This is a genomic window from uncultured Massilia sp. (assembly GCF_913773735.1).
Taxonomy (GTDB): domain Bacteria; phylum Pseudomonadota; class Gammaproteobacteria; order Burkholderiales; family Burkholderiaceae_D; genus Telluria.
This window is the reverse complement of the sequence record NZ_CAJYEB010000036.1, coordinates 50,695-67,568: the sequence shown is the minus strand read 5'-3', so window position 1 is coordinate 67,568 and position 16,874 is coordinate 50,695. Positions and strand designations below refer to the sequence as shown.

Here is a 16,874-nt window from a genome sequence, read left to right as displayed (position 1 = left end):
GCGCCGGCCACCGTGAAGGCGTTCGTCGTGACGGTGGGTCTTTCGGTGTCGCCGCCGATGGCGACGACGTTGCTGGCGACGCCGCCGTTGCCGGCCGCGTCCTGGTAGGCGCCGGCCGCCAGCTGGACCTGGCCGGCGACGGTGGCGGTATCGGCCGCGGGCGTGAAGGTCGCTTCCCAGGTCGTGCCGTCCTGCGACGTGGCGTGCAGGTTCGTCAGCTGGCCGCCGGCGACGCCGACCGCGCTCTCGCCGAAGCCGGCGGGCGCCTCGCTGAACGTGAAGGTCAGCGTGGTCGTCTGCCCCGCCTTGACCGTGGTCGTGCCGGCGGCGATCGAGACCGTGGGCACGAGCGTGTCGCCGCCGATCTGCGTGGGAGCGGTGCTGGCCAGGTTGTCCTTGCCGTCGGCGTTGACGAACTTGCCGGCATCGATCGAGATCGCGGCGTGCAGGTCCTGCACGTCGCCGGTCGGGGTGAAGGTGGCGGTGAACTTGAGCGGGTCGCTGGTCGCCTGCAGGTTGCCGACGGTGCCGCCGCTGACCGTGAGGTCGTCCAGGTCGAAGCCGGTCGGCGCGTCGCTGAAGGTCAGCGTCAGTTGCGCGGTCTGGCCCGCGAGCAGGCTGGCCTTGTCGCTGGCGATGGCGAGCGTCGGATTGCTGGTGACGGTGATCCGGGTGGCGGCCAGGCTGGACGTCGCGCCGGCGCCGTCGGCGACGGTCACGGTCAGCACGCGCACGCCGGCGACCGTGCCGGTCGCGTCGAAGGTCAGGTGCTGCATCAGCACGGACACCCGTTCCGGCGTCGCGTCGGCGTTCAGGTCGACGGCGAGGCCGATGCCGCTGGGGACGGTGCCGATCGTACCGATGGCGACGCCGTCGACGCTGACCGTGCTGCCGGCGGCGCTGCCGTCCGACAGGGCGATGTGCGCGTCGGCCTGGATGCCCAGCACGTCGCCGGCTTTCCCGCCGCTGGCGACCATGAGGGTCAGCTTGCCGCCCGCGAAGTGGCTGTTGTCCACGTCCGTGACCCGGGCGTCGCCACCGCGGTCGACCAGCACGGCGGCGTCGGTCGCTTTCACGGTCTGGTCGTCGCTGCTGTTCAGGTTCGCGACGACGGGCCTGTCGTTGACGGCGCGCACGATGATCGACCAGGTGCTCGACATGGCGGAGACGGGCGAGGTGTCGTTGTCGGTGGTGGTGTCGAAGGTGATGCGGGTGCCGCCGAAGCTCCACGGCGAGCCGGTCATCGTGTTGTCGATCGCGTGCACGACGAGGCCGGGCGGCGTGCCGCTGTACTCGGCCACCGGCTGGAAGCGCAGGTTGGCGTTGGCCGGCAGTACCAGGCCCTGGGTGGCGGACACGGTGCCGACGTCGCTCCAGCCGCTGGCGCCGAGGAATTGCCAACTGCCCTGCGTGAGCGGATCCGCGGTGTTGGCGACCACGACGATGCCGCCGGCGGCGTTGTTGTCGACGTCGGCGTAGCCGGAGGCCGACAGCAGGCTCGAGATCGGCGTGCCGTTGTTGCTGGTGGTCGCGACGTCTTCGTTGATCTGGTACAGCGAGGCGTTGGTCGACAGGGTCGGCGCATCGTTGACCTTGCTGACGTACACAGTCACCTGGACCGGGTTGGCCGAGCGCGCGCCGTCGTCGTCGATGGCCTTGACGCGGAACATCGGCCAGCCGGTGTAGGCGGTATTCGGCGCCGCGATCCAGAACGCCTTGTGCGTCGCGTCGATCACGTCGTTGGTGCCGACGGCCCACGGCGTGGCGCTGGCCGCATCCAGGCCGATCTTGAGCGTGCCGTACTGGACCGAATCCACGAGGAAGCCGGTGACGGTGCCGTCCGTGTCCCACTCGTCGCCGATCGCCTTCAGGTTGTCCAGGGTGATGGTGCCGAGCGTGTCCTCGGCCATGTTGTTGATGCTGCCCATCTGGGTCAGCGACGGCGGCACGTTGGCGAAGTCGATGGGTGCGCCGACCAGGTATTCGGCTTCGTGGCTCCAGTCGTTGGTCGGGCCGACCACCAGCATCTGGCCCTGCTCGTCCAGGGCGAGCTGCAGCGGCGTGTAGTCGTAGTTGTTCAGCAGGCCCATCTGGCTGCTGCCCTCGGTCCACTGGCCGTCGTGGTAGGTGAGCGTGCGGATGATGCGCACGTTGCCGGTCTCGCGGATCAGCATGTGCAGCGTGCCGTCGTCCTCGCGCACCAGCGCGCCATAGCCGTCGCCGATGTCGTAGGCGCTCACGCCGCTGATCACCGTCACCTGGTTGCTTGCGCTGCGCAGCGTGACCGGGATCACGCTGTCGGTCCAGCCCGAAGCCTTGTTTTCCCAGAAATGCAGCTTGCTCTGGTCGTCGCTGGTGACGAGTTGCAGGGAACCGTTGGCGTCGGTCGTGGCCGCAGCGAGCTTCTGGTTGCCGACCACGATCGTCTGCTGGCCGTTGGCGACGCCGTGCAGGTAGTCGTTGATGATCAGCTGGCCGTTCGGATCGTCCTGTTGCAGCACGAAGGCATGGCCGCCGATGCCCTCGACCTGGCGCAGCGTCCAGGCGACGTCGGTGAACGTGAAGTACGAGACGACATCGGACTGCGTCCTGACGAACGCGCCGCTGGCGTTGGTGAGGAACACATTGGACTGCTGCTCGGTCGTCAGGTGGTAGGAGATATTGACGACGCCGTCCTTGCCGGCGATGACGCTGATGTTACTGGTGGACATCACGACGCCGGACGTGACGGACGGCGCCGGTCCGCCGACCTCGAGCGTCTCGAAGCTCCATGCGTTGCCGTCGTAGACGGCCAGCTTGGCGTCCGCGCGGGTCAGCGCGTTGCCCTCCTGGTTCCAGTCGTAGCCGCCGGTGACGAGGTAGATCTTGCCGTTGGCGTCGACGGCGCCGGGCGCCCGGTCGCGCATCTGCTGGTAGCCGCCCAGCTGGGTGGCATTGAATTCGGCGACGCCCGACCAGCCGCTGCCGCTCCACTTGTACACCGTCGTCGTGGTGTCCTGGTTGCTGCCATGGGTGATGGTGATGTAGACGTTGCCGTCGGCCGAGTTGAGCACGCTGGTCGACATGTCGCCGCCCGGCGTCACGCCCGGGATGGTCTGCTGCGCGAGGGCGAGCGTGCCGGCATACGCCTGCACGTCGAGGGGCGCGTTGTCGAAACGGGCGCCGTCGCTCGCCGTCTCGAGCGTCCAGTCGCCGCCCAGCGCGGCGGCGCCGGTGGCGTTGTCCGATGCGGCGACGTCGGCCCGGGCCAGCGTGGCGATGCCGTTGACCAGCAGGCGGCCGGCGGCGCCGGCGCCCGCGTCGCAGGCGTACAGGAAGATGTCGCCGCCCTCGGCCAGGGCGGCGCCGATGCGGCCGATCTGGTCCGCATGGGAGGCCAGCGTGGCATTGTCGAGCCGGTCGGTGCCGATCGCGACCGCGCCGGCCGCGCCGTGCGACACCAGGTGCACGGCGGCGACCGAACCGGGAGCGACGCCGTCCAGGTAGTCGGCCATCGCTTCCAGTCCCGCGCTGCCGCTGCGGATCAAGACGACGTCGGTATCCGGCGTGGCCGCCGCCGCCAGCGTCGTCCAGCCAGCCACGTCGTCGACGATGAACATCACCTTGTGCCCCTGCTGCACCGCGGCCGGGTCCGCACCGCGGTAGAGGAGGAAGGTCGGCAGCGCCGCGTCCTGGAGGGGCTTGGCGCCGTTGTCGTCCTGCGGGGAGCGGATGGGCTGGGCTTGGATGTCGTTGGTCATGTGGGGCTGCAGGGAAAAGTGGAGCAGGGGACGGCAATGCCGCGCGGCGGGGAGGAGTGTGAAACTTACTATGCAATGCATAATGATTGTCGGTAATTTTTCCCTAGTTCAACATCCGCGGCAATGATGGAGGGTGAAAACTGTGGGTTACCTGCGACGACGGCCATGGGCCGGGCGGCGGCGCGGCCGCCGGCGTTTTGGTGGCGGCAGCGCTTTGGTGTACGATTCGGCAAGTTTTCGCCGCGTCCGCGGCAGCCTCGAGGATTTGCAGTGACCATCACCATCAACGACGAACTCCGTTCTTTCATCGATCCCCTGACGCCCGTCGAGCACGCGGCGCTGGAGCGCAGCCTGCTCGCCGAGGGATGCCGCGACGCCCTGGTGCTGTGGCGCGACGTGCTGATCGACGGCCACAACCGCTACGACATCTGCCGCAAGCACGACATCCCGTTCCGCACCGTCCAGAACGACCGTTTCGAGTCGCTCGAGGATGTGATGCTGTGGGTGATCGACAACAACCTGGCGCGCCGCAGCGTGTCCGACTTCCAGCGCGGCATGCTGGCCCTGCGCAAGAAGGAGATCGTGGCGGCCCGCGCGGCCCAGCGCGCGGCCGAGGCGCCCCCGGCGGATGCCGCCGCGGCCGCGCCGGCCGGCGCGCCCGAGGACGATCCGAACGACCCGCCCTGGCATACCCGGGAGGACGTGGCCAAGGCCGCGCGCGTGTCGGCCAATACGCTGAGCCAGATCGAGCGCATCCGCAAGACGGCGGCGCCGGAACTGGTCGAGGCCGTGCGCAGCGGCACCATCTCGGTGAGCGCCGCCGCGACGGTGGCCTCGCTGCCGGCCGATGCGCAGGTGGCGGCGGTGGCCGGCGGCAAGAAGGAATTGCGCCAGGCGGCGCGCCAGGTGCGCGAGCAGCGCGCCGGCACCAAGCCGAAGAAGGACGCGCTGCCGGAGGCGCCCGAAGACCAGGTCAAGGCGCTGCGCGCCCAGGTCGGCGAACTGAAGGACCGCGTCGCCACCCTGATGACCGAGAACGAAGTCCTGAAGCAGAAGCTGGCCGCCTTGCGCGCCGGCGCCTGATGCCCATCCCCCCTCACTGGAGAACCCTCGATGCCGCTTGCCCCGACCGTGCGCCCGCTCGTCCCGACCGTCCTCGCCGCCGCGCTCTTCGCGCTCCCCGCGCTGGCACCCGCCGCCCCGGCGGCCGGCGCGCCGGCCGCCACCACCGTCCAGCCGGCCGAGCAGGCGCGCCTGCAGGCCGCGGCGCAGCGCGTGACGATCCTGCGCGACAAGTGGGGCATCCCGCACGTGTTCGGCAAGACCGATGCCGACGCCGTGTTCGGCATGGTGTACGCCCAGGCGGAGGACGATTTCAACCGTGTCGAGCTCAACTACATCAACGCGCTGGGCCGGCTGGCCGAGGTGGAGGGCGAAAAGGAGATCTGGCGCGACCTGCGCATGAAGCTGTACATCGACCCGGTCGACCTGCGGGCGAAGTATGCGCAGAGCCCGGCCTGGCTGCGCCAGCTGATGGATGCCTGGGCCGACGGCCTGAACTGGTACCTGGCCACCCATCCGCAGGTCAAGCCGAAGCTGCTCGCGCACTTCGAACCGTGGATGGCGCTGTCGTTCAGCGAGGGCAGCATCGGCGGCGACATCGAGGAGATCGAGCTCAAGCCGCTGGAAGCCTTCTACGGCCGGGCGCCCAGGGTGGCGGCGGCGACGCCGGCCGCACCGGTCGCGGCCGGACGCGCGCTGGCGCTGGCGGCGCTGGACCGCGGCGACAAGGGCTTCGACGAGGAGCCGAAGGGGTCGAACGGCTTCGCCATCGCGCCGCAGCGGACGGCGGGCGGCCATCCGCTGCTGATGATCAATCCGCACACGTCGTTCTACTTCCGTCCGGAAATCCACATGGTCAGCGAAGAGGGACTCGACGCCTACGGCGCCGTGACCTGGGGCCAGTTCTTCATCTACCAGGGCTTCAACGACCGCATCGGCTGGATGCATACCTCGGGCGGCGGCGACGTGATCGACGAATACCTGGAGACCGTGGTGCGCAAGGGTGGCAAGTTGTTCTACAAGTTCGGCAACGAGGAGCGCGCGCTGCGCGAGAAACGCATCGATCTGCCGTACCGCACCGCCAGGGGGATGGCCACGCGCACCGTCACGGCCTATTTCACCCACCACGGTCCGGTGATCCGCAGCGAGGGCGGCAAGTGGGTGGCGATCCGGATGATGGACGACCCGATGCACGCGCTGATGCAATCCTACGGCCGCACCAAGGCGCGCGACTACGACAGCTTCTACAAGGTCATGCAACTGCGCACGAACTCGTCGAACAATACCGTGTACGCCGATGCCGACGGCAATATCGCTTACTTCCACGGCAACTTCATCCCGCGCCGCGACCCGCGTTTCGACTGGACACGACCCGTCGACGGTAGGGACCCGGCCACCGACTGGCAGGGGCTGCACGAGGTCAAGGAAACGATCACGCTGTTCAATCCCGCCAGCGGCTATATCTCGAACACCAACAACTGGCCGTGCACCGGCTTCGGCGCCAGCAGCCCGGACTGTTCGAAGTACCCGGCGTACATGTGGTCGCTGCCGCAGAACGCGCGCGGCATCCACGCCGAACGCGTGCTGCACGATGCCAGGGACCTGACGCTCGACGGCCTGATCGCCAGGTCCTACGACAGCTACCTGACCGCCTTCGAACCGCTGGTGCCCGCCGTCGTGCGCGACTGGGACGCGCTGCCCGCCGGCGACGCGCGCAAGGCCCGGCTGGCGCAGCAGGTGGCGCTGCTGCGCGCCTGGGACCTGCGCTTCTCGACCTCCTCGGTGCCGACGTCGCTGGCCGTGTACTGGGGCCAGGACATGGTCAAGGCCGCCGCGCCGCGCGCGCGCGCCGCCCGCGTGCCGGTGGTCGACTTCGTCCAGACGCGCCTGAACGCGCAGGAGCGCCTGGCCGCGCTGGCGCGCGCGTCCGACAAGCTGCAGGCCGACTTCGGCGACTGGCGCACGCCCTGGGGCGAGATCAACCGCTTCCAGCGCCTGTCCGGCGCCGTCGACCAGCGCTACGACGACGCCAGGCCGAGCTGGCCGGTCGCATTCACGTCGGCGAACTGGGGTTCGCTGGCCTCGTTCGGCATGACCGCGAAACAGACCACGAAGCGCATCTACGGCGACCGCGGCAACAGTTTCGTCGCCGCCGTCGAGTTCGGGCCGCGCGTGCGCGCGAAAAGCATCCTGGCGGGCGGGCAGAGCGGCGATCCGGTGTCGCCGCACTTCGCCGACCAGGCCGCGATGTATGCGCGCGGCGAATTCAAGGACGTGCTGTTCTACAAGGAAGACATCGAGAAACAGCTCGAACGCAAGTATCACCCGGGCGAGTGAACGCACGACGGACTGGCGGGCGGACGCGGCGATCTGCATGCAGTTATATGCAGCGCAAAGTCCGCCAGAAAGGCCGTTGGCGCGATTGCGACGCCCGGGTCGATGGTATCTACTGCGCATAGCCCCGCAGGGCTGTTCCCTCGACCACCAACAGGAGAGTAACGTGCAGAAACCATCGATTGCGCTGAAACCGCTCGTCCTCGCCGCGCTGCTGTGCGCCGGCGGCGCGGCGCGGGCCGACATCACCGTCTACACCAGCCAGGCCGACTTCCTGGCGGCCGTGTCGGCGCCGGGCTACGACAGCTACGACGACCTGGTCGTCGCGCCGTACCCGGCCACGCTGGACCGTAGCGCGGGCGCCTACGGCTACCAGGCGTATTCCGAAGCCGGCCTGTGGGGCGCCGGCGGGGCCGGCGGCGACTACTGGCTGTCCAGCGAAAACCGTACCCAGCCCATCCTGTTCAGCGGCTTTACCGGCGGCGTGAGCGCGTTCGGCGGCAATTTCTTCACCTCCGACATCGCCGGCCAGTACCTTTCCGGCAACCTGATCCTGACGGCCTACGACGGCACGTCGCTCACCTACACGCTGGACGGCACCACGCCCGATACCTTCCTCGGCTTCGTCTCGGATACGGCGCTGCGCTCGGTGACGCTGGAAAACGATGGCGGCGCCTACTGGCCGACCGCCAACAACGTCGTGCTGGCGGTGCCGGAACCGGCCACCTACGGGATGCTGCTGGCAGGCACGGGCCTGCTCGGCGTGGCGGCCCGGCGCCGCCGCGGCTGAGCGCCCAGCGGGCCGGACCGGCATCCGCGGCGCGGCGCGCCCCGGCGCCGGCGGCGCGCGCGGCCGGTCCGCTTGCGACGCTGGCGCCGGCCATGTCCTGCTTGCTATAATTTTGCAATTTTTCTCGCAGGGCAGGGCCGTGGCAAAACTCTATTTCAGGTATTCGGCGATGAACGCCGGCAAATCGACATCGCTGCTGCAGGTGGCCCACAATTACGAGGAGCAGGGCCAGAAGGTCCAGCTGTACACGGCGGCCATCGACAACCGCTACGGCGTCGGCCAGATCACGTCGCGCCTCGGCCCGCAGCGCCAGGTCGACGTGTACGACCGCGAGACCGACTTCCTGGCCAGCGCGCCGGACGTGGCCTGCGTGCTGGTCGACGAAGCCCAGTTCCTGACCACCGCGCAAGTGGTGCAACTGCACCAGCTGGCCCAGGTGCGCGGCGTTCCCGTGATCTGCTACGGGCTGCGCAGCGACTTCCGCGGCGACCCGTTCCCCGGCTCGGCCTACCTGCTGGCGCTGGCCGACGACATCGAGGAAATCAAGAATATTTGCACCTGCGGCAAGAAGGCGACGATGAACATCCGCGTCGACACCGAGGGGCGACGTATCCGCGAAGGCGAGCAGGTCAGCATCGGCGGCAACGAGAGCTACCGCCAGGCCTGCGGCCGCTGCTTCTACACGGGCTGACCGGTCCCGGCCGCGCGTGTCGATGCAAGCCTGCCTGTCGCTGCTGCCGGCCTGGGCCTGCGGGCTGGGCGAGCTGGCGCTGTACCTGACGCCGTCGCTGGCGCTGGCCTTCCTGCTGTGGATCGTCACGGCCGCCCATCCGCTGTTCTTCGTGTTCAGCGCGGTCGGCACGCTGTGCCACGAGCTGGCGCACTTTTCGGTCGGGCTGCTGCTGGGGGCCGAACCGACCAATTTCTCGATCGTCCCGCGGCGCACCGGCCGCACCTGGGAGCTGGGCTCCGTCACCTTCGCCAACTTGCGCTGGTACAACGCCGCCCCGGCCGCGCTGGCGCCGCTGCTGGTGCTGCTGCTGCCGCTGGCGGTGGCCTGGTGGCGCACCCGCGGCCCCTGGCACTTCGGCCCGGCCGACCTGGCGCTGACGCTGCTGCTGGCGCCGCAATTCATCTCGTTCTGGCCGTCGCCGATCGACTGGAGGCTGGCGCTGCGCAGCTGGCCCTACCTGATCATTGTTCCGCTGGGTGGAGCAATGGCGTGGTTGCAGCCCAGTTTGTTTCGATTTGTAACAACGTGAACGCCGCCGCGCGACGAGACTTAAGCTCGGCTGAAGGCCGTCGATCGCCAACTCTACGTCGCCGCGCGATCCTGTAGAATTGGTCCATGCGCCGCCGCGCGTGCCGTCCGCGCGCAGCCGCCTCACGTTCACTCCGGAGAAACGAAGCATGAAGAAGCAGATGTTGATGGTTGCCCTGGCATTCGCCATGTCCGCCCACGTGGTCACGGCGCAGCCCGAAAAGGCCGCCGCGCCGCAAGCCGCATCGGCCGCCCCGTCCGGACCGGCCACCCAGCTGAAGCCATCCGTCGCCCAGACCCAGGCCGCCCTGTGGGCCTCGCGCGTCCTGTCGCGCTACCACTACAAGGCCGTGCCGCTGGACGACGCGATGTCGGCGAAGATCTTCGACGCGTACTTCAAGTCGCTGGACGGCGAAAAACTGTATTTCACGCAGGCCGACCTCGACCAGTTCGCGCCGGCGCGCACGCAGTTCGACGACGCGATCAACAACGAAGACCTGACGCTGCCGTTCCAGATCTATAACGTCTACCAGCAGCGCTTCACGGCGCGCATGAATTACGCGCGCGAATTGCTCAAGACCAAATTCGACTTCACCACCGACGAGACGCTGCAGATCGACCGCGAGAAGGCGCCGTGGGCGAAGAACGAGGACGAGGTGCGCGACCTGTGGCGCAAGCGCGTCAAGAACGACTGGCTGCGCCTGAAGCTGGCCGGCAAGGACGAGAAGGCCATCCGCGAGACGCTGGACAAGCGCTACGAGGGCTACCTGAACCGCTTCAAGAAGCTCAACAACGAGGACGTGTTCCAGATGTTCATGAACGCGTACGCGATGGCGATCGAGCCGCACACCAATTACCTGGGCCCGCGCTCGGCCGAGAATTTCGACATCGCCATGCGCCTGTCGCTGGACGGCATCGGCGCCGTGCTGCAGTCGCGCGAGGACTATACCGTGATCCGCGAGGTGGTCCCCGGCGGCCCGGCCGACAAGTCGGGCAAGCTGAAGGTCGGCGACCGCATCGTCGGCGTAGCCCAGGGCAATGGCCAGTTCACCGACGTGATGGGCTGGCGCATCGACGACGTGGTGCAGCTGGTGCGCGGCGAGCGCGACTCCACCGTGCGCCTGGACGTGCTGCCGGCAGACGCCGGCCAGGACGGCAAGCACATCACGGTCGCGCTGGTGCGCAAGAAGATCACCATGGAAGAGCAGTCGGCCAAGAAGCAGGTCATCGAGGTCAAGGACGGCGGCATCAAGCGCCGCATCGGCGTGATCTCGCTGCCGACCTTCTACCAGGACTTCGAGGCGCGCCGCAAGGGCGACAAGGACTTCAAGAGCGCCACCCGCGACGTCCAGCGCATCCTCGGCGAACTCAAGAAGGAGAAGGTCGACAACGTCCTGATCGACCTGCGCAATAACGGCGGCGGCTCGCTGATCGAGGCGGTGGAACTGACCGGCCTGTTCATCGACAAGGGGCCGGTGGTGCAGCAGCGCACGGCCGAGGGCCGCGTCGAGGTCGAGAGCGACACCAACGCCGGCCTGGCCTGGGACGGCCCGATGGGCGTGCTGATCAACCGCGGTTCGGCCTCGGCGTCGGAAATCTTCGCCGCCGCCATCCAGGACTACGGCCGCGGCGTCGTGATCGGCGAGCCGAGCTTCGGCAAGGGCACCGTGCAGACGCTGGTCAACCTGGACCGATTCTCGCAGAACGACAAGCTGAAGTACGGCGAACTGAAGATGACCATCGCCCAGTTCTTCCGCATCAATGGCGGCACCACGCAGCTGCGCGGCGTCACGCCCGACATCAAGTTGCCGGTGATGTCCGATACCGAGAACTTCGGCGAGTCGTCCTACGACAACGCGCTGCCGTGGGTGTCGATCAAGCCGGCGACCTACCTGCCGTCGGGCGACCTGAAGGAACTGATCGGCCCGCTGCAGAAGAAGCACGAGGCGCGCGTGGCCAAGGACAAGGACTTCCAGGACATCGAGCAGGACATCGCCGAAGCCATGAAGATCCGCAAGGACAACACGATCTCGCTGAACGAGGCCGTGCGCCGCAAGGAACGCGAGAACCAGGAAGCCAAGGCGCGCCTGCGCGAATCGCGCCTGGCCGCCACCGGCGACAAGGCGGACGAACCGGCTTCCGGTCCGGGCAGCAAGGAGCAGCGCAGCAAGGCGCCGACGCCGACCGCGCCGAAGAAGGTCAACGTGGCGACCAAGGGCCGCCCGAGCGCCGACGACGGCCTGCAGGGCGACGAGCGCAGCCTGGCGGCGGAACTGGCCGCCGAGAAGGCCGCCAAGAACGCCAAGGACGTGTACCTGCAGGAGGCGGCGCACATCCTCGCGGACGAGTCCGGCATGCTGCGCGCCGATACCCGCATGGCGTCGCGTGCGATGCCGTACTTGTCGATGTTGAAACAAGGTGGCAATTGATGGGTTGTCAATAAGTCAATAACGATCCTGCGTGCTTGCGGGTCCACGGTGGACCCGTTCCGTACCAACGAGGCAAGCTTCCCCAGGGAGGCTTGCCTTTTTTTATGCGTGTGCTATCGAACATTGCATTTTTTGCACTTATGCTACAGTGACTCAGCAGTTACATTAAAAACAACTCTTTAGACTGAGCAAGGAGCACATCATGTCAATTCGTTACGCCATCGCGGCGATACTCCTGTCGGGGGGCGCCAGCGCTGCATATGCGGACGTGTTGCTGACCGGTTGGACCAGCGGCAACGGCACCGCCATCGTCAGCTCCGGCGTCCTGGCCAACGGGACGACGCTGATCGGCGGTGTCGCGCACGGCAACGACAGCCTGGCGCAGGCGCTGTACCAGAAGGCCAGCGCCAACCTGGCGCAGAGCGGCAGCGATACCAAGCTGTCGTACGCCCAGGGGATCGACGGCGCCTACCTGACCGGCGTCAGCAACGCCAAACTGGCGGCCGCTCTGGGCAACAGCGTCTCCGTGGTCGGCTCGGGCGACAACCTCGTCGTCAGCACCGGCCAGACCAGCGCGAATGCGGGCAGCGGCAGCATCGGCAGCAGCGGCGGTTCGGGCACGACCGGCAGCGGTGGCGGCGCGGCGGGCGGCACGGGTGGCACCGGCAGCACCGGTAGCGCGGGCGGCACGGGTGGTACCGGCGGCACGGGCGGCACCGGTGGTACGGGCGGCACCGGCGGTAGTGCCGGCGATACCGGCAGCACGGGCGGCACCGGTAGTACCGGCGGCTCCGGCAGCACGGGTGGCACCGGTAGTACCGGCGGCACTGGTGGCACTGGTGGCACCGGCGGCACCGGCGGTACCGGTGGCGACGGCGGCAGCGGTGGTGCGGTCGAGGCGCCCGTCCCGCCGCCGACCGTGCCGGTCGACCAGGGCGCGGAAGGCGGTACCGGCGGCAATGGCAGCACCGGCGGCAACGGCGGCAACGTCGATGCGCCGGCCGCCACGCCGAGCGCCGAAGTGCCGGAACCGTCGACCATGGCGCTGCTGCTGGCGGGCGTGCTGGGCGCGGTCTCGCTGGGCCGCCGCCGCGCGCGCTGAACGACACGGCGCGCCGTCCGCCCCCACGGCGGCGCGCGGCTGTGCTCCCGACTCGCCGCCGTCCCCGTGCAGGCCCAGGCCCGCGCGCGGACGGCGGTCTGCCTTTCCAGTCTCAGGTAGGCTGATTTCTTTTTGTCAGCAATGTTTTCGGGTAGAATTGCCTGAACGATCGTGCTATTTTTGGCCGACGCCAGCCCGGCCCACGCGCCGCGGCCACGATGACAAGGAGACGACATGGACCTGAACTACAGCGCCGAGGACCTCGCGTTCCGCGACGGCGTGCGCGCCTTCCTCGATGCCGAACTGCCGGACGACCTGCGCCGCAAGGTGCGCGGCCACCTGCGCCTGGACAAGGACGACTACGTGCGCTGGCACCGCATCCTGGCGCGCCGGGGCTGGGCGGCGCCGGGCTGGCCACGCGAGTACGGCGGGCCGGGCTGGACGCCGGTGCAGCGCCATATCTTCGAGGAAGAATGCGCGCTGGCCGGCACCCCGCAGGTGCTGCCGTTTGGCGTGAACATGGTGGCGCCCGTGATCATGGCCTTCGGCAGCCAGTGGCAAAAGGAGCACTACCTGCCGCGCATCCTGTCCTGCGAGGACTGGTGGTGCCAGGGCTATTCGGAACCGGGCGCCGGGTCCGACCTCGCTTCGCTCAAGACCAGCGCCGTGCGCGACGGCGACCACTACGTCGTCAACGGCCAGAAGACCTGGACCACGCTGGCCCAGCATGCCGACATGATCTTCTGCCTGGTGCGCACGGACCCCGGCGTGCGCAAGCAGGAGGGCATTTCCTTCCTGCTGGTCGACATGCACAGCCCCGGCGTGACCGTGCGCCCGATCGTCATGCTGGACGAGGACCACGAGGTCAACGAAGTCTTCTTCGACGACGTGCGGGTGCCGGCGGCGAACCTGGTCGGCGAGGAGAACAAGGGCTGGACCTATGCCAAGTACCTGCTCGGCCACGAGCGCACCGGCATCGCCGCCGTCGGGCGCTCCAAGCGCGAGCTGGCGCAACTGAAGCGGCTTGCGCTGCGCGAGCACAAGGACGGCCGGCCGCTGCTGCACGACCCGCTGTTCGCGGCCAAGGTCGCCGACCTCGAGATCGAACTGATGGCGCTGGAGATGACGGTGCTGCGCGTGCTGGCGCGCGCCGACCGCGCGCCGGGGCCGGAAGCGTCGGTCCTGAAGGTGCGCGGCACCGAGGTCCAGCAGCGCCTGAGCGAACTGATGGTGGAGGCGGTGGGACCGCTGGCGCTGCCGTTCGACCCGGCCTACCTGTCCGGCGCGGCGCCGCACAGCGTCATCGACGACGACGATGCCGCGCCGCTGCTCGGCCATTATTTCAACTACCGCAAGACCTCGATCTACGGCGGCTCGAACGAGATCCAGCGCAACATCGTCGCCCAGATGATCCTGGGCCTGTAAGGAACACACCATGGACTTCGCATTCAAGGAAGAACAACGGCAGCTGGCCGACGCGGTGCGCCGCTGGATCGGGCGCGACTACGGCGTCGAGGCGCGCCGCGCCACCATCGCCTCCGACGGGGGCACGTCGGACGCGGCCTGGGCCACCATGGCCGAGCTGGGGCTGACCGCGCTGCCGCTGCCGGCCGCGCACGGCGGCTTCGACGGCGACGCCGTCGACATGTTCGTGGTGATGCAGGAACTGGGCCGCGGCCTGGTCGTCGAACCGTATTTCGCCACCATGCTGGGCGCGCGCTGCCTCGCCCTCGGCATGGCCGGGCAGGACGCGCCGGCGGCCGGTGCGCTGCTCGAGCGCGTGGCGGGCGGCGCGCTGAAGCTGGCCTGCGCCTTCGGCGAGCGCCAGTCGCGCCACGACATGCGCGACGTCGCCACCCGCGCCGCGCCGGACGGCGACGGCTGGGTGCTCACGGGGACCAAGACGGTCGTGCTGCACGGCGCCGGGGCCGGCGTGCTGCTGGTGTCGGCGCGCACCCGCGGCGCCCAGCGCGACGAGGACGGCATCACGCTGTTCGCGCTGCCGGCCGGCGCGCCGGGCGTGCGCACCGTCGCGTACCGCATGCTCGACGGCCAGCGCGCCGCCGACGTCGCCCTGGACGGCGTGCGCGTGGACGCCGCCGGCGTGGTCGGGCGCGTGCACGCGGGCTGGCCGGTGCTCGACGCCGCGCTCGACCACGGCGCCGGCATGCTGTGCGCGGAAGCGGTGGGCGCGATGGACGCGCTGTTCGCGGCCACGCTCGACTACCTCAAGACGCGCCAGCAGTTCGGCGTCCCGATCGGCAAGTTCCAGGCGCTGCAGCACCGCATGGCCGACATGTACATCCACCTGGAGCAGGCGCGTTCGATGGCATTGCTGGCGGCGATGCGCCTGGCCGACCCCGCCATCGAGCCCGCCGCGCGGCGCGGCGCCGTCTCGGCCGCCAAGTACCGCGTCGGCCAGGCCGCGCGCTTCGTCGGCCAGCAGGCGGTGCAGCTGCACGGCGGCATCGGCGTGACCGACGAACTGCCGGCCGCGCACTGGTTCAAGCGCCTGTCGACGATCGAGCTGATCCTCGGCGACGCCGACCACCACATGGCGCGCTTCATGGCGCAGCCGGGCTTCGCCGCGGAGGCCGCATGAGCATCGACTGGTATTTCGAGGATTTCGCGCCGGGCCAGGACATCGACCTGGGCACGTGCAGCGCCACGCAGGACGAGATCGTCGCCTTCGCCACGCAGTACGATCCGCAGCCATTCCACGTCGACCCGGACGCCGCCGCGCACTCGATCTACGGCGGCGTGATCGCCAGCGGCTGGCACACCTGCGGGATGATGATGCGCCTGGTCGTCGACGGCCTGCTGTCCCGCTCGTCGAGCATGGGCTCGCCCGGCCTGGACGGCGTGCGCTGGCTCGCGCCGGTGCGCGCCGGCGACGTGCTAAACGTGCGCTACCGGACCGTGCGCGTCAAGGCGTCGGCGTCCAGGCCGGACCGCGGCGTGGTGTGGTCGCAGTGGGTGGCGATCAACCAGCGTGGGGAGACCGTGTGCACGATCGACGGGATGGGGATGTTCGGGCGGCGGCCGACGACGGAAGGCGAGGGCGGGTGGCGCTGACGCGGCATGTCGGGCACCGACCGGGCGCCGGTCCCGTGCGATGTAAAAAATTAGCAACGTTCCGCAATGCCATAAGGTTATTTATATAACAATCTCGAACGCACTGATAGTATTGACCAGCAGTTCACCATTCGAACAATGGGGACTGGAAGCGACGACTTGTCTGCACTGCAGGAATACGCCTCGAATTTCACGCGCCGGGAAGCCATGAAAATTCACCGTGCATTATCTGTGCTTGTGTTCGTTCTGGTCGCGTGCGCTGCACATGCGTCCGTGGCCGCCATGGACATCTTGGTCATCCGGGGCAAACCCATCGCCATCGACCGGGCACCATGGCAGGTCGCCGTCCACGTCTCCACCCTCGGTCCGCTGAGGGGATTGCGCTGCGGCGGCACTGCCATCGCGCCGCATTGGATACTAACGGCGGCGCACTGTTTCTGGGACGACAGTACGAAACAGCGAATACCCTCCTACATGTTGTCCATGTCGATGGGTTCGGCAACGCTTTCCGGGACGCGCAAAACGATCGAGGTGATCGAGGTCATTCCGCACCCGGCTTATGTTCACGGAAACTGGGATAACGATATCGCCCTCATCCATACCAGGACGATCTTGCCTCCCCCTTTCATGGCCTTGGCGACAACGGAGGGCAGCGATCCGTCGCCACTGCGCGTCGTGGGATGGGGAAATACCGAAAAGGGCAATATCTCGAATGAGTTGCTCGAAGCGACAATCCCACAAGTCATCCCGGATTGTCGTGGCATTGCAGCTTATGACGGCCTGTCGACGATTCGCCTGTTCTGCGCCGGGGGGAGCGATACCGATACCTGCCAGGGCGATAGCGGCGGACCGCTGTACCAGCCTTTATCGAAGGGCAGGGGCATTCAGTTCGGGGTGACGGTTGCCGGAATGGAGTGTGGAAGGCTGCCGGGAGTCTATGCCAGAGTGACCGCGCACCGTGCCTGGATTGCCGGGCGCCTTGCAAATGCGGGCGAAGAACTGCTCGATCCGGCCCACGAGCGTGTCGAAGCTTCGCTTTGCACGCCTGCGGACATTCGCAACGCGCGTTGTTGATCGTCGG

At 68.4% G+C, this 16,874-nt stretch carries 12 protein-coding genes; 11 read left to right on the top strand and 1 reads right to left on the bottom strand.

Translation table 11 applies throughout. The annotated features are described in order from the left end of the window. On the bottom strand, window positions 1-3,740 hold a 3,740-nt coding region (locus QZ749_RS18795), incomplete at its 3' end, for an Ig-like domain-containing protein (protein ID WP_296949826.1). A 270-nt stretch (window positions 3,741-4,010) separates the two neighbouring features. Between QZ749_RS18795 and QZ749_RS18790 the strand changes: the two genes are divergently transcribed. The 11 genes from QZ749_RS18790 to QZ749_RS18740 all read left to right on the top strand — a co-directional run bounded on the left by QZ749_RS18790 (window position 4,011) and on the right by QZ749_RS18740 (window position 16,867). Further along, on the top strand, window positions 4,011-4,823 hold the full coding sequence (locus QZ749_RS18790; RefSeq protein ID WP_296949823.1) for a hypothetical protein: 813 nt from the start codon (window positions 4,011-4,013) through the stop codon (window positions 4,821-4,823). A gap of 30 nt (window positions 4,824-4,853) precedes the next feature. Next, window positions 4,854-7,139, top strand: a complete 2,286-nt coding sequence (locus QZ749_RS18785) for a penicillin acylase family protein (RefSeq protein ID WP_296949821.1) — start codon at window positions 4,854-4,856, stop codon at window positions 7,137-7,139. A 163-nt stretch (window positions 7,140-7,302) separates the two neighbouring features. Beyond that, window positions 7,303-7,926, top strand: coding sequence for a PEP-CTERM sorting domain-containing protein (locus QZ749_RS18780; protein ID WP_296949820.1), 624 nt, complete (start codon window positions 7,303-7,305; stop codon window positions 7,924-7,926). 139 nt (window positions 7,927-8,065) lie between these two features. Continuing rightward, complete coding sequence (locus QZ749_RS18775) at window positions 8,066-8,617, top strand: thymidine kinase (RefSeq protein WP_296949818.1); 552 nt, start codon at window positions 8,066-8,068, stop codon at window positions 8,615-8,617. Window positions 8,618-8,639: 22 nt separating this feature from the next. Then, entirely contained in the window at window positions 8,640-9,188 is a 549-nt protein-coding gene (locus tag QZ749_RS18770) for a hypothetical protein (protein WP_296949816.1), read from the top strand. Between the two features lie 148 nt (window positions 9,189-9,336). Continuing rightward, window positions 9,337-11,616 (top strand): carboxy terminal-processing peptidase, encoded by a 2,280-nt coding sequence (locus QZ749_RS18765; RefSeq protein WP_296949815.1) that lies wholly within the window; start codon window positions 9,337-9,339, stop codon window positions 11,614-11,616. 202 nt (window positions 11,617-11,818) lie between these two features. Further along, window positions 11,819-12,718 carry a PEP-CTERM sorting domain-containing protein gene (locus QZ749_RS18760; RefSeq protein WP_296949814.1) on the top strand — a complete coding sequence of 300 codons (900 nt, stop codon included), beginning with the start codon at window positions 11,819-11,821 and terminating at the stop codon, window positions 12,716-12,718. Window positions 12,719-12,952: 234 nt separating this feature from the next. Further along, the gene (locus tag QZ749_RS18755; protein WP_296949813.1) at window positions 12,953-14,143 is read left to right on the top strand and encodes an acyl-CoA dehydrogenase family protein; all 1,191 of its coding nucleotides are present in this window, start codon (window positions 12,953-12,955) and stop codon (window positions 14,141-14,143) included. Between the two features lie 10 nt (window positions 14,144-14,153). Continuing rightward, window positions 14,154-15,320, top strand: coding sequence for an acyl-CoA dehydrogenase family protein (locus QZ749_RS18750; RefSeq protein ID WP_296949811.1), 1,167 nt, complete (start codon window positions 14,154-14,156; stop codon window positions 15,318-15,320). After that, entirely contained in the window at window positions 15,317-15,793 is a 477-nt protein-coding gene (locus QZ749_RS18745) for a MaoC family dehydratase (RefSeq protein ID WP_296949808.1), read from the top strand. The genes QZ749_RS18750 and QZ749_RS18745 overlap by 4 nt, the downstream gene beginning before the upstream one ends. Window positions 15,794-15,952: 159 nt before the next feature. Next, entirely contained in the window at window positions 15,953-16,867 is a 915-nt protein-coding gene (locus QZ749_RS18740; protein WP_296949806.1) for a trypsin-like serine protease, read from the top strand. Window positions 16,868-16,874 lie beyond the last annotated feature (7 nt).

Bases quoted from the DNA above. Each gene is read 5' to 3' on its own strand.
- QZ749_RS18770 (WP_296949816.1), top strand. From the start codon at position 8,640: ATGCAAGCCTGCCTGTCGCTGCTGCCGGCCTGGGCCTGCGGGCTGGGC.
- QZ749_RS18760 (WP_296949814.1), top strand. From the start codon at position 11,819: ATGTCAATTCGTTACGCCATCGCGGCGATACTCCTGTCGGGGGGCGCC.
- QZ749_RS18745 (WP_296949808.1), top strand. From the start codon at position 15,317: ATGAGCATCGACTGGTATTTCGAGGATTTCGCGCCGGGCCAGGACATC.
- QZ749_RS18785 (WP_296949821.1), top strand. From the start codon at position 4,854: ATGCCGCTTGCCCCGACCGTGCGCCCGCTCGTCCCGACCGTCCTCGCC.
- QZ749_RS18765 (WP_296949815.1), top strand. From the start codon at position 9,337: ATGAAGAAGCAGATGTTGATGGTTGCCCTGGCATTCGCCATGTCCGCC.
- QZ749_RS18750 (WP_296949811.1), top strand. From the start codon at position 14,154: ATGGACTTCGCATTCAAGGAAGAACAACGGCAGCTGGCCGACGCGGTG.
- QZ749_RS18755 (WP_296949813.1), top strand. From the start codon at position 12,953: ATGGACCTGAACTACAGCGCCGAGGACCTCGCGTTCCGCGACGGCGTG.